General features: G+C 69.7%; 13 protein-coding genes and 1 tRNA gene. 6 read left to right on the top strand and 8 right to left on the bottom strand.

Annotated features, from left to right (window positions below; translation table 11 throughout):
- Positions 1–170: 170 nt before the first annotated feature.
- Positions 171–2,366, bottom strand: coding sequence for a primosomal protein N' (locus tag DQ229_RS00410; RefSeq protein WP_162300707.1), 2,196 nt, complete (start codon positions 2,364–2,366; stop codon positions 171–173).
- Positions 2,367–2,452: 86 nt separating this feature from the next.
- On the opposite strand from DQ229_RS00410, the gene fsa reads away from it, so the two are divergent.
- The 5 genes from fsa to DQ229_RS00385 all read left to right on the top strand — a co-directional run bounded on the left by fsa (position 2,453) and on the right by DQ229_RS00385 (position 5,755).
- A complete protein-coding gene (gene fsa, locus DQ229_RS00405) occupies positions 2,453–3,106 on the top strand; it encodes a fructose-6-phosphate aldolase (protein WP_114964298.1) in 654 nt (217 codons plus the stop codon).
- A gap of 55 nt (positions 3,107–3,161) precedes the next feature.
- On the top strand, positions 3,162–3,884 hold the full coding sequence (locus DQ229_RS00400) for a DUF484 family protein (RefSeq protein ID WP_114964297.1): 723 nt from the start codon (positions 3,162–3,164) through the stop codon (positions 3,882–3,884).
- Complete coding sequence (locus DQ229_RS00395) at positions 3,881–4,804, top strand: tyrosine recombinase XerC (RefSeq protein ID WP_114964296.1); 924 nt, start codon at positions 3,881–3,883, stop codon at positions 4,802–4,804. The genes DQ229_RS00400 and DQ229_RS00395 overlap by 4 nt, the downstream gene beginning before the upstream one ends.
- Positions 4,805–4,844: 40 nt before the next feature.
- The gene (locus tag DQ229_RS00390) at positions 4,845–5,555 is read left to right on the top strand and encodes a CDP-alcohol phosphatidyltransferase family protein (RefSeq protein ID WP_114964295.1); all 711 of its coding nucleotides are present in this window, start codon (positions 4,845–4,847) and stop codon (positions 5,553–5,555) included.
- Positions 5,556–5,680: 125 nt separating this feature from the next.
- Positions 5,681–5,755 (top strand) — tRNA-Val (locus tag DQ229_RS00385).
- 71 nt (positions 5,756–5,826) lie between these two features.
- Here the strand turns inward: DQ229_RS00385 and DQ229_RS00380 are convergent.
- The 4 genes from DQ229_RS00380 to DQ229_RS00365 form a co-directional block, all read right to left on the bottom strand.
- A complete protein-coding gene (locus DQ229_RS00380) occupies positions 5,827–6,072 on the bottom strand; it encodes a hypothetical protein (RefSeq protein ID WP_238380900.1) in 246 nt (81 codons plus the stop codon).
- Between the two features lie 113 nt (positions 6,073–6,185).
- Complete coding sequence (gene tpiA, locus DQ229_RS00375; protein ID WP_114964294.1) at positions 6,186–6,935, bottom strand: triose-phosphate isomerase; 750 nt, start codon at positions 6,933–6,935, stop codon at positions 6,186–6,188.
- A gap of 273 nt (positions 6,936–7,208) precedes the next feature.
- Entirely contained in the window at positions 7,209–7,583 is a 375-nt protein-coding gene (locus tag DQ229_RS00370; protein ID WP_114964293.1) for a HesB/IscA family protein, read from the bottom strand.
- Positions 7,583–7,948, bottom strand: a complete 366-nt coding sequence (locus tag DQ229_RS00365; RefSeq protein ID WP_114964292.1) for an SUF system Fe-S cluster assembly protein — start codon at positions 7,946–7,948, stop codon at positions 7,583–7,585. The genes DQ229_RS00370 and DQ229_RS00365 overlap by 1 nt, the downstream gene beginning before the upstream one ends.
- Positions 7,949–8,098: 150 nt before the next feature.
- Between DQ229_RS00365 and tgt the strand changes: the two genes are divergently transcribed.
- The gene (gene tgt / locus DQ229_RS00360; protein WP_114964305.1) at positions 8,099–9,229 is read left to right on the top strand and encodes a tRNA guanosine(34) transglycosylase Tgt; all 1,131 of its coding nucleotides are present in this window, start codon (positions 8,099–8,101) and stop codon (positions 9,227–9,229) included.
- Positions 9,230–9,244: 15 nt separating this feature from the next.
- On the opposite strand, the gene DQ229_RS00355 is transcribed toward tgt, so the two are convergent.
- Genes DQ229_RS00355 through DQ229_RS00345 form a run of 3 tightly spaced genes read right to left on the bottom strand, consistent with a single transcriptional unit; the run spans position 9,245 to position 10,820 of the window.
- Positions 9,245–9,526 carry a hypothetical protein gene (locus DQ229_RS00355; protein WP_155326403.1) on the bottom strand — a complete coding sequence of 94 codons (282 nt, stop codon included), beginning with the start codon at positions 9,524–9,526 and terminating at the stop codon, positions 9,245–9,247.
- Positions 9,523–9,810 carry a hypothetical protein gene (locus DQ229_RS00350; RefSeq protein ID WP_114964290.1) on the bottom strand — a complete coding sequence of 96 codons (288 nt, stop codon included), beginning with the start codon at positions 9,808–9,810 and terminating at the stop codon, positions 9,523–9,525. The genes DQ229_RS00355 and DQ229_RS00350 overlap by 4 nt, the downstream gene beginning before the upstream one ends.
- Positions 9,807–10,820: an N-acetylmuramidase domain-containing protein gene (locus DQ229_RS00345; protein ID WP_155326402.1), complete on the bottom strand. Its 1,014-nt coding sequence runs from the start codon at positions 10,818–10,820 to the stop codon at positions 9,807–9,809. The genes DQ229_RS00350 and DQ229_RS00345 overlap by 4 nt, the downstream gene beginning before the upstream one ends.
- Positions 10,821–11,038 lie beyond the last annotated feature (218 nt).

Below are 11,038 nucleotides of genomic sequence, written 5' to 3'. Positions count from 1 at the left end.
TCGCCCCGGTGGGGCGGCGTAAGCCCCCGGAATGGCAGGCGCTGCCCGGCGTTGCCGCCGGGCAGGCCCTTTGGCGGGTGCCGTGTTATGCAGAGGTCTTATCAGGGACAGGCGCACGAGCTGCCATGCCTTCAAGGCCCTGGCCCGGGCGACCAGCCCGGGCCGCGCGTTCAGTAAAAGCTCTGCGGGTCGATATCGACGCTCAGGCGGATGCTGGCTGGCGGCCTGACCTGTGCCAGCCATTCCGAGACAGCCGCCTGGATCGCCGCCCCGCGCGCCGCCTTGACCAGCAGCCGCACCCGGTGGCGGCCGCGAATTCGTGCGATCGGCGCCGGCGCCGGGCCGAAGACCTGCGCGCCGATCCGGCGCAGCGGCGCGTCGCGGCGGGCCAGTTCGGCGCCCAGATCGAAGGCCGCCTGCGGCTCGGGCGCCGAGATCACGATGCCGGCCAGCCGGCCATAGGGGGGCATCGCCATCGCCTGCCGCTGCGCCGCCTCGGCCTGCCAGAATCCTTCCTCGTCACCCGAGAGAATCGCGCGGATCACATGGTGCTCGGGCTGGCAGGTCTGGATCAGCGCCAGCCCGCGCCGCCCGGTGCGCCCCGCGCGCCCCGCCACCTGGCGCATCAGCTGGAAGGTGCGCTCTGCCGCGCGCAGGTCCGACCCCGACAGCCCCAGGTCGGCGTCGATCACCCCCACCAGCGTGAGCAACGGAAAATTGTGCCCCTTGGCCACCAGTTGCGTGCCGATGATGATGTCGGCCTCGCCCGCCGCGATGGCTGCGATCTGCGCCTTGAGCGCGCGGGCAGAGCCGAACAGGTCGGATGACAGCACCACCACCCGCGCCTGTGGAAAGATCGCCGCCGCCTCTTCGGCCAGCCGCTCGACACCGGGGCCGACAGGGGCCATGCGCCCCTCGGCGCCGCAGCCGGGGCAGGCCTCGGGCACCGGCCGGGTGGCGCCGCACTGGTGACAGACCAGGCGTTTTAGAAAGCGGTGCTCGACCAGGCGTGCGTCGCAGTCGCTGCATTCCACCTGCTGGCCGCAGGCCCGGCAGATCGTCACCGGGGCATAGCCGCGGCGGTTGAGAAACAAGAGCGATTGCTCGCCCACCGCCAGCCGCGCCTCGACCGCCGCGCGCAAGCTGGGCGAGATCCAGCGCCCGGTTTCCATGCGCTCGGCGCGCAGGTCGATGGCGCGCATCTCGGGCAGCTCGGCGGTGCCGAACCGTGCGCCCAGGTCGATGCGCGCGTATTTCCCGGCCTCGGCATTGGCCCAGCTTTCCAGCGAAGGCGTGGCCGAGGCCAGCACCACCTGCGCCCCCGCCAGCGAGGCGCGCAGCACCGCCATGTCGCGCGCGTTGTAAAGCACCCCGTCTTCCTGCTTGTAGGAACTGTCGTGTTCCTCATCGACGACGATCAGCCCAAGGTCGCGAAACGGCAGGAACAGTGCCGAGCGCGCGCCCACGACAAGGCTTGCGCCGCCCTGCCCCACCATGCGCCACAGCCGCCGCCTTTCGGTCTGGGTCACGCCCGAATGCCACTCGGCGGCGCGCGCGCCGAAGCGGGCTTCGACGCGGGCCAGGAACTCGGCGCTGAGCGCGATCTCGGGCAGCAGCACCAGCGCCTGCCGGCCTTGCGCCAGACATTCGGCCACCGCCTCAAGGTAAACCTCGGTCTTGCCCGAGCCGGTCACCCCCTTGAGCAGCGTCGTGCCATATCCGCCGCCCGCAACCGCTGCGCGCAGCGCCTGCGCGCCCGCCGCCTGTTCGGGATTGAGCGCAAGCCCCGGCCGCGCCGGATCGAGCCTCGGATAGGGGCTGTCGCGCGGGGCTTCCTCTTCGCGCAGGGCGCCCGACGCGGCCAGCCCCTTGACCACTGAGGCGCTGACCCCGGCGGCCCCGGCCAGCTCGTGCAGGGTGAAGGCCGCGCCGCCATATTCCTCGACCACCGCGAGCACACGCGCGCGCGCCTCGGTCATGCGCGGCGGCGGGGCATCGCCGGGGCGATAGACGCGGCGGGTGGCCGGGCCTTCGGCAAGGCCGGGTGCGCGGGTGGCCATCCGCAGCATCAGCGGCAGCGGCGTGAGCGTATAGGCCGCCGCGCGAGCCAGAAAGGCGCGCATCTCCGGGCGCAGCGGTGCGGCATCGAGCACGCGCAGCACCGGGCGCAGCCGCGCCAGCGGCAGGTCGCTTTCGCCCGGCCCCCAGACCACGCCCATCACCTTGCGCGGGCCCAGCGGCACCTCGACAAAGGCGCCTTCCGCGCAGCCCTCCCCGGGCGCGCGATAATCGAGCACGCTGCCCACCGGCTGCGTGGTCAGCACGCCCAGGCGGCTGCCAGGTTCGAAAAACCGCTCTTCGCTCATGCCTGTTTCCCGCTTCCCCTTCCGGGCGCGCCCCTCATGCGTTAGAAGCGCCCCGAAACACCGATCTAACCCACGGGACCGCGAACATGAAATTCTTTGTCGATACCGCCGATGTGGCCGCCATCACCGACCTGAACGATCTGGGCATGGTGGACGGGGTCACGACCAACCCGTCGCTGATTCTGAAATCTGGCCGCGACATCATCGAAGTCACCCGCGAGATCTGCAGCATCGTCTCGGGGCCGGTTTCGGCCGAGGTCGTGGCGCTGGAGGCCGATGCGATGATCGCCGAAGGCCGCAAGCTGGCCGAGATCGCCCCCAATATCGCGGTCAAGCTGCCGCTCACGTGGGACGGGCTGAAAGCCTGCAAGGTGCTCTCGGGCGAGGGCAAGATGGTCAATGTCACGCTGTGTTTCAGCGCCAACCAGGCGCTGCTGGCGGCCAAGGCGGGGGCCACGTTCATTTCGCCTTTCATCGGCCGGCTCGACGACATCAACCTCGACGGGATGGAGCTGATCCGCGACATCCGCCAGATCTATGACAATTACGGATTCGAGACGCAGATCCTCGCCGCCTCGATCCGCACGGTGAACCATGTCTCCGAGGCCGCCCTGGCAGGGGCCGACGTGATGACCGCGCCCCCCGAAGTGATCCGCAAGCTGGCGCAGCACCCGCTGACCGACAAGGGCCTGGACGCCTTCATGAAGGATTGGGAAAAAACGGGGCAGAAAATCCTTTAAGCATCCGCTATACTGCCGCAAACGCCCCGGCGAGGGCACGAAAAACGAGGCAGGAATGGCACGGGCAGGCTCGGCGGGTCAGGCAGTAATGGATGATGATTTGCGCGCGCGGATTCTCGCGGATCCGGGCGCGATTCTCGATGACCGCGAGGTCATGGCCGCGCTCATGGGCGCCAATGAGCGCAGCATGGGCGGCAATATCGTCGATCTGCGCGGCATGGCGATGGAGCGGCTCGAAGGGCGGCTCGACCGGCTTGAGGAAACCCACCGCGCCGTGATCGCCGCAGCCTATGAGAACCTAGCAGGCACCAATCAGGTGCATCGCGCGGTGCTGGCGCTGCTCGATCCACCCGGTTTCGAGGATTTCCTGAAAGTGCTGGCAGGCGATGTGCGCGACATCCTGCGCGTCGATACCGTGCGGCTGGTGCTCGAATCACGCCAGCCTGGCGGTGAGCCGGCACTAGAGCGGCTGGGCGGTGTGCTGCATGTGGCCGCGCCGGGTGAGGTGGCCGCCTACATGTCGAACGGGCGCGCACCAAGCCGCCGCCAGGTGATCCTGCGTCACGATGTGCCCGCAGGCACCGCGATTCATGGCGCGCGCGCCGACGCGATCCGGTCGGAGGCGATCATGCGGCTCGACCTCGGCGCGGGGCGGCTGCCGGGGATGCTGGTGATGGGGTCGGAAGATGCGGCGCAGTTCCGCCCCGGCCAGGGCACCGACCTTCTGGGCTTTTTCGCAGGCGCGTTCGAACGGGCGATGCGCCGCTGGCTGTCATGAGTCTGGCCATCAGCCCCGCGCTGCGCGACGCGCTCGAGGCCTGGGCATCGCGGCTTTCGGGCGTCGAGGGGCTGGCCGAAAACACCGTCACCGCCTATCGCACCGATGTTGCCGGGTTCCTGGCCTTTCTGGCGATGCATCATGGCGGCGCGGCAGGCATGGCCGGGCTCGCGCGGGTCACGCAATCGGACATGCGCGCCTGGATGGCGCATGAGCGCGAGCGCGGCGTTGGCGCGCGGTCGCTGGCGCGGGCGTTGTCGTCGGTGCGCAGCTTTTTCCGCTGGGCGGCCGAGCGCGAGGGATTCGACGCCACCGCCGTGCTGGCCGCGCGCAGCCCGCGCTTCCGGCGCAAGCTGCCCCGCCCGCTCAGCGTGGAGGGCGCACGCGAGGTGCTGGGCACTGTGGGCCTGCAGGCGCGCGGGCCCTGGGTGGCGGCGCGCGACGTGGCGGTGGTGACACTGCTTTACGGCTGCGGTCTGCGGATATCCGAGGCGCTGGGGCTGACAGGTGCGGCGCTGCCGCTGGGCGAGGCGCTGCGCATTCGCGGCAAGGGCGGGCGCGAACGCATCGTGCCGCTGCTGCCGGCGGCGCGCGCGGCGGTCGGGGCCTATCTGCGACTTTGCCCCTACCCGCCGCAAGCCGACGCGCCGCTGTTTCGCGGGGTGCGCGGCGGGGCGCTGGGGCAGCGGCAGGTCGCCCGTGTCATGGAGGCCGCGCGGCTGCAACTGGGCTTGCCCGCCAGTGCCACCCCGCACGCGCTGCGCCATTCCTTTGCCACGCACCTGCTGGCCTCGGGCGGCGATCTGCGCAGCATTCAGGAACTGCTCGGCCATGCCTCTCTGTCGACGACACAGGCCTATACCGGCGTCGATGCCGCGCGGCTGATGGAAGCCTACGAAGCCGCGCACCCCAGGGCATGAAACCGTTGCGAGGCTACAAGGATTGGGGCATGAACGCCCGATGACACCGAAGCTGCGCGCCTATTTCGTTCATCTCTTCACCGCCACGGGCGCCGTGTTCGCCATGCTGGCGATGCTTGCCGCGGTCGAGGAACGCTGGAGCCTGATGTTCGCCTGGCTGGTGGTGGCCTTCATCGTCGATGGCATCGACGGCCCGCTGGCGCGCCGCTTTCACGTGCAGACCCATGCGCAGAAGATCGACGGCGTGCTGCTCGACCTGATCATCGATTACCTGACCTATGTCTTCATTCCGGCCTTTGCGCTCTTTCAGTCCGGGCTGCTGCCGGGCTGGACAGGCTGGGCCGCGATCATCGTCATAACCTTTGCAAGCGTGATCTATTTCGCCGATACGCGGATGAAGAACCCCGACAACACCTTCGCCGGGTTTCCGGCCTGCTGGAACATGCTGGCGCTCGTGGTCTTCGCGCTGACCCCGCCCTTCTGGGCCACGCTGGGCATCGTGGTGCTGCTGGCCGTAGCGATGTTCAGCCCGCTGAAATTCGTCCACCCGGTGCGCACGGCGCGCTGGCGCGGCCTCACCCTGCCCGCCGCGATGGCCTGGACAGCCGCCGCCGCGCTGGCCGCCTTTTATGATTTCGCGCAGCCCGAATGGGTCAGCCTGACGCTGATGATCACGTCGATCTACCTGATCCTCGCCGGCCCCGCGCAACAGGTCATCCCCGAACGCAGACGCCTTGGCCCGCCGGGCTGAGGCGGGGGGCACAGCACGCCGAATCGCACCTCCCGCCCAGCCCCGGAACCGCACGGATTTTGTGCGCCGCACCGCGCCGTAAGCCCTTGCAGACCCGCGCGCAAGCGGCTAGAGAAACGCCCGTCGGGTGATTAGCTCAGTGGTAGAGCGCTACGTTCACATCGTAGATGTCGGAGGTTCGAATCCTCCATCACCCACCATCTTCACCGCCGACATGTTCCACTCCGCCGCAGCGAGGCGGGTCTCGCAACCGCCCCGCCGCGGGTGTGGCTCAGCCCTGGCCGAGGATTTCCAGCGCCTCGTTCAGCGCAGCCTCGGATTCAGGGTGATTGCCCGCCGCATGTGCCTCTTCGCCCTGCTGCCGCAGTTCCGTAACGCGCGCGAGATCGGCCTCAGAAAGCTCGGCCGTGGCAAGTGCGGCATCGATCTCGGCCATGAGCGCGGGGCACTGGGCCGCAAGCGCAGGCGTGGCGGCCAGCGCACCGGCAAGGATCAGCGTATAGAGTGACATCTTCATCCCGGAGTCCTCCCACTGTGGATGAATAGGTGCATTATTCTAGCATGTTTTCGGGCATAGCGAGAGGCGGCCCGGGTGAATTGCGCGTGAACGGTGCGATCCCGCCTGCGGGGTCAGGACAGCGCCTCGGCGGCGGCTATGATCGCACTGAAATCCACGGCATCGAGCGAGGCGCCCCCCACCAGCGCCCCGTCGACATCGGTAATGGCCAGAATCTCCGCCGCATTGGCGGGTTTGACCGACCCGCCATAAAGCAGCCGCATCCCGTCGGCCTGATCGGGGACAAGGCGCTGCAGCGCCGCGCGCAAGGTGCCGTGAACCTCGGCGATCTGGGCGGGCGTGGGGGTGCGCCCGCTGCCGATGGCCCATACCGGTTCATAGGCGATCACTGTGTCTTTGGCCCGCGCGCCGGCGGGCAGCGCGGCCTCGAGCTGGCGCGTGACCACATCGCGCGCCGCACCCGCGTCGCGCTCGGCCCCGGTCTCGCCCAGGCACAGGATCGCGACCAGCCCCGCGCCATGTGCCGCGTGCAGCTTGGCGGCAATCAGCGCATCCGTCTCATGATGGTCGGCGCGGCGTTCGGAATGGCCGACAATCACATGGCTTGCCCCGGCATCGGCCAGCATCGCCGCCGAAATGTCGCCGGTATGTGCGCCTGCCTCAGCGGGGTGGCAATCCTGCGCGCCGACCCTGATGCCACCGCCCAGAAGCACCTCCCACATGCGCGAGATCAGCGTGGCGGGCGGGCAGAGCACCACCTCGCAGGCCGGGTCCGGATACGCCTCGGAAAGCTTTTCAGCCTCGGCAAGCCTGTCGGCCAGCCCGTGCATCTTCCAGTTTCCGGCGATCAGCTTGCGGCGCATTGCACCCTCCCGAGACATCCCGGGCGAGACTATGCAAGCCTGCCGGGAAAGAAAAGGTGGTTGCCGCAGTGACGGGGTGGGGCCGCGAAACGCGCATCTCCCCGACCGCGCGCCTCTGGCCGGCGGGGGCCTGCGGCGCGGATATTTTTTTCACAGTGAAGGGATGGGCGCCGCAAGACGCGGGCCGGGGCGCGCTGCTCGCCGGGCGGGTCGGCCCGAAGATGGATCAGACGGCGCGGCGCGGCGCCGGCGGGGCCCAGTGGTGGCGGCCGATCAGCCGGCGCGCTGCTTCATCTCCGCGTCATCGTGGAACTTGATCGATTCGCCACAGCCGCAGGCCTCGGACACGTTGGGGTTGTTGAACCGGAAGCCGCTTTCGAGCAGCGAGGTTTCATAATCGATCTCGGTGCCGAACAGGAACATCTGCGCCATCGGGGCGATGATTACCCGCGCGCCGTCCTGCTCGACCACTTCATCATGCGGTTCGACCTCGGCGACGTATTCCATGGTGTATTCCATGCCCGCGCAGCCGCCCTTCTTGACGCCGATACGCAACCCCTTGACGCTGTCGCGGTCCATCAGGCGGGTGATCTGGCGCACCGCGCGCGGAGTCAGCGTCACGGCCTGTTTGCCAGGAATTCCAAACATCACATGAACCCCAATTCCAGCCGCGCTTCGTCGCTCATCATGTCCATGCCCCAGGGGGGTTCCCAGACAAGTTGAACCTCGACCTGCTTGACGCCGTCGAGCGGCTCGATCGCGTCGGCCACCCAGCCGGGCATCTCGCCGGCCACGGGGCAGCCCGGGGCGGTCAGCGTCATCAGCACGCGCACTTCGTTCTCGTCGGAGATGTCGATCGTGTAGACCAGCCCCAGATCATAGATATTGACCGGGATTTCGGGGTCGTAGACCGAGCGGCAGGCCTCCACGATCTGGTCGTAGAGGGGATGCTCCGTGCTGGAGGGCGGAATCAGCGGCTCGCCTTGCGCCGTGTCTTGCACCTGGGTGGTCATGGACGCCTCACTTAAAAACCTAGCGGAAAGATAAGGTTTAACCCCGGCCCCGTCCACCCCCAGCCGGGGGATTTCCCGCGCGGCCTTGGCTTCTGCGCGAATTTGGCGCATCAAGCGGGCCGCAAGACACCGCGCGAGGGCAGATCCGACGTGACGCAACGGTTTGAATTTCGCCTGGAGGCCAGCGACGGGCGCGCCCGCACCGGCGTCATCACGACCCCGCGCGGCGAGATCCGCACACCTGCCTTCATGCCCGTGGGCACCGCCGGCACCGTCAAGGCGATGCTGCCCGAGAACGTGCGCGCCACCGGCGCCGATATCCTGCTGGGCAACACCTATCACCTGATGCTGCGCCCCGGCGCCGAGCGGGTGGCGCGGCTGGGCGGCTTGCACCGTTTCATGAACTGGGCGCGCCCGATCCTGACCGACTCGGGCGGGTTCCAGGTGATGAGCCTGTCGGACCTGCGCCGCATCACCGAGGAGGGCGTACGCTTCAAGTCGCATATCGACGGCGCGACGCATCACCTGAGCCCCGAAAGCAGCATGGAAATCCAGCGGCTGCTTGGCTCGGACATCGTGATGGCCTTCGACGAATGCCCCGCCCTGCCGGCGGATCGCGACCGGATCGCGGCCTCGATGCGGCTGTCGATGCGCTGGGCCGCGCGCTCGCGCGAGGCCTTCGGCGACCGGCCCGGGCACGCGCTGTTTGGAATCATGCAAGGCGGGCTGGAGCGCGACCTGCGCGAGGAGAGTGCCGAGGCCCTGCGCGGCATAGGCTTTGACGGCTACGCAATCGGCGGGCTGGCCGTGGGCGAGGGCCAGGCGGCGATGTTCGGCGTGCTCGACTACGCCCCCGAAATGCTGCCCGCCGACCGCCCGCGTTACCTGATGGGGGTGGGCAAGCCCGACGATATCGTCGGCGCTGTGGAACGCGGCATCGACATGATGGATTGCGTGCTGCCCACGCGATCAGGCCGCACCGGCCAGGGCTGGACGGCGCGCGGCCAGATCAACCTGCGCAACGCGCGCCACCGCGACGACCCGCGCCCGCTGGACGAGGCTTGCCATTGCCCCGCCTGCCGGGGCTACAGCCGGGCCTATCTGCACCACACAGTGCGCGCGGGAGAGATCATCGGCGCGATGCTGCTGACCTGGCACAACCTGCAATATTACCAAGACCTGATGGCCGGGTTACGCGCGGCAATCAGCGAGGGCCGGCTTGCCGCCTTCGTCGCCGGGTTCCACGCCCTGCGGGCCGAGGGCGATATTGCGCCGCTTTGAGCGTCGCGCGCAGGATCAGCGCCCCGCCCCGGCCATGCCTTGCGCCCATTCGCCCAGCAGGCGCAATTGCGCGCCACAGGCACGCAGGGCATCGCGATCACGCCCCCACAGGGTTTCCACCTGCGCCTGCGCAAGGGCGCGGCCCGGCACCCAGCTTTGCGGCGCGCGACAGGGAGTCAGCAGCGCTTCGGGCGGATCGGGCAGGTCGCTGGCCGGGCGCGGGCCGCAGGCCGCCAGCAGGCCCAGCGGCAGGGCAAGCAGCAGGGCGCGCAGCATCGGGCACAACGCATGCCTCATCGCTGCAGCACCCGGTCGGCGGCGCGCGCGGGCAGCGCCATGCGCCCGGCCGTTTCATCTTCCTGTGCGGCGGCTTCCAGCCGGGCGGCAAGTGCGGCCCGGGCGCTGCGGGCGTGCCGCAAGGCCTCGGCCAGTGCGATGACCCGTGCGGCGGCGCGGTCGCGTTCTGCCAGCAGGGCGGCGCTGCGCGCCTGCTCACGCGCGCCCCGGTCGGCCCAGCCCCGACCATAGGCCGCGCCCAGCAGCGCCAGCAAAAGCGCCGCGATCATCAAATGCCGGCTCATGCCCGCACCCGACGCCACGCCCAGGCGCCGGCCCCGACCAGCGCGAACCCCACCGCGCCAAAGGCCGCCAGCGTGAACACCTGGTCGGGCAAGACCGCGCGAAACTCGCCCAGCGTCGCCGCCAGCGCCGACATCGCTGCCGCCGCCCCGGCAAAGCCGCGCAGCTGATCGGCCAGCGCATCGGCGGGGGTGGGTTGTGCCGGCGGATGCACCGGTGTGCCCCCGGCCGCTGCACGCCCCTCAAGCGCGGCCCAGCTGCGCGCGCCAACGACGCCGTCCACCGGCAACCCCGCCTTGCCCTGAAAGGACCGCACCGCCGCCAGCGTTTCCGGCCCGAAGGCACCATCGTCGGCCACGCCAAGCGCCGCCTGCAATTGCCGCACCTGCGGGCCGCGCGCGCCCACGCGCAGTACCACGGGGCTTTTCGCCCCGCCGCCATGGCGCCGGTACACCGCCTCCATCCGGCGGGCATATTCGGCCGCCTGGCCCGAGCCGTTGTAGCGTCTGGCAAATCTCTCCCAATCATGCGCGCGCAGGGCCGTGCCCAGCCCCCAGGCGCGGATCAGCGCGACAAAGGCGGCAAGCTGCGCCTCGGCCGCGCCCGCCATCGCCACGACCATCTCCTGCGCCGAGCCGAATCCTGCCTCGCGGCAGTTGAACCCCATGATCTGTGGCGCGCCCCAGCTTGCCGCGCGCAGCGCCGCCTCGGCATCGAGGGCGAATGCCCGGCACAGCATCGCCTCGCGCGCAGCACCCGGCAGCGCCAGACTGGCCCGCCAGGGCGCACGCCGGCCCGGCGCGAACCCCAGCGCCTGCCAATGCCCTGCCGGGAAATGATGCGGCTCGAACCGCCGCAGTAGCGAACGATCGGGCAGAAAGTGCCGTCCGCCCGCCTCGACCTCCCAGACCGCGCGCAGTTCGGCCTCGGCGCAGCCCAGAACCTTGGCGGCATCGGCGAAGGCCCTCGCCGGAAGCGCCCGTGCAGCGCCCTGCCAGGGGAAAGTGTCCATTTCCGTCCCTCCTTGCCGGGCCGCGCGCCGGGTGGCAGCGGCGACCGTTGCGATGGCGGAGGATTGATCGCCCAGGAAAACCAAACAGCTGTTACCGCTGCGCGCGCAGCCCGTTGCACGCTCCTTGCCGGGCGCCGCCCCGCGGCCCAGCCCCAAGCCGGGAACCGAAACCGGAAATCTTTGCCGGAATTCTTTGCGAGCGGGGGCAATTTTCCCCT

Origin of the sequence: Alkalilacustris brevis (assembly GCF_003350345.1) — a bacterium.
Classification (GTDB): domain Bacteria; phylum Pseudomonadota; class Alphaproteobacteria; order Rhodobacterales; family Rhodobacteraceae; genus Alkalilacustris; species Alkalilacustris brevis.
The sequence above is the reverse complement of the archived record's forward strand: the minus strand, read 5'-3'. Positions and strand labels throughout refer to the sequence as shown.

Excerpts from the sequence above, each read along its gene's own strand:
- DQ229_RS00410 (WP_162300707.1), bottom strand. The coding sequence starts at position 2,366 with ATGAGCGAAGAGCGGTTTTTCGAACCTGGCAGCCGCCTGGGCGTGCTG.
- fsa (WP_114964298.1), top strand. The coding sequence starts at position 2,453 with ATGAAATTCTTTGTCGATACCGCCGATGTGGCCGCCATCACCGACCTG.
- DQ229_RS00400 (WP_114964297.1), top strand. The coding sequence starts at position 3,162 with ATGGCACGGGCAGGCTCGGCGGGTCAGGCAGTAATGGATGATGATTTG.
- DQ229_RS00395 (WP_114964296.1), top strand. The coding sequence starts at position 3,881 with ATGAGTCTGGCCATCAGCCCCGCGCTGCGCGACGCGCTCGAGGCCTGG.
- DQ229_RS00390 (WP_114964295.1), top strand. The coding sequence starts at position 4,845 with ATGACACCGAAGCTGCGCGCCTATTTCGTTCATCTCTTCACCGCCACG.
- DQ229_RS00380 (WP_238380900.1), bottom strand. The coding sequence starts at position 6,072 with ATGAAGATGTCACTCTATACGCTGATCCTTGCCGGTGCGCTGGCCGCC.
- tpiA (WP_114964294.1), bottom strand. The coding sequence starts at position 6,935 with ATGCGCCGCAAGCTGATCGCCGGAAACTGGAAGATGCACGGGCTGGCC.
- DQ229_RS00370 (WP_114964293.1), bottom strand. The coding sequence starts at position 7,583 with ATGTTTGGAATTCCTGGCAAACAGGCCGTGACGCTGACTCCGCGCGCG.
- DQ229_RS00365 (WP_114964292.1), bottom strand. The coding sequence starts at position 7,948 with ATGACCACCCAGGTGCAAGACACGGCGCAAGGCGAGCCGCTGATTCCG.
- DQ229_RS00355 (WP_155326403.1), bottom strand. The coding sequence starts at position 9,526 with ATGAGGCATGCGTTGTGCCCGATGCTGCGCGCCCTGCTGCTTGCCCTG.
- DQ229_RS00350 (WP_114964290.1), bottom strand. The coding sequence starts at position 9,810 with ATGAGCCGGCATTTGATGATCGCGGCGCTTTTGCTGGCGCTGCTGGGC.
- DQ229_RS00345 (WP_155326402.1), bottom strand. The coding sequence starts at position 10,820 with ATGGACACTTTCCCCTGGCAGGGCGCTGCACGGGCGCTTCCGGCGAGG.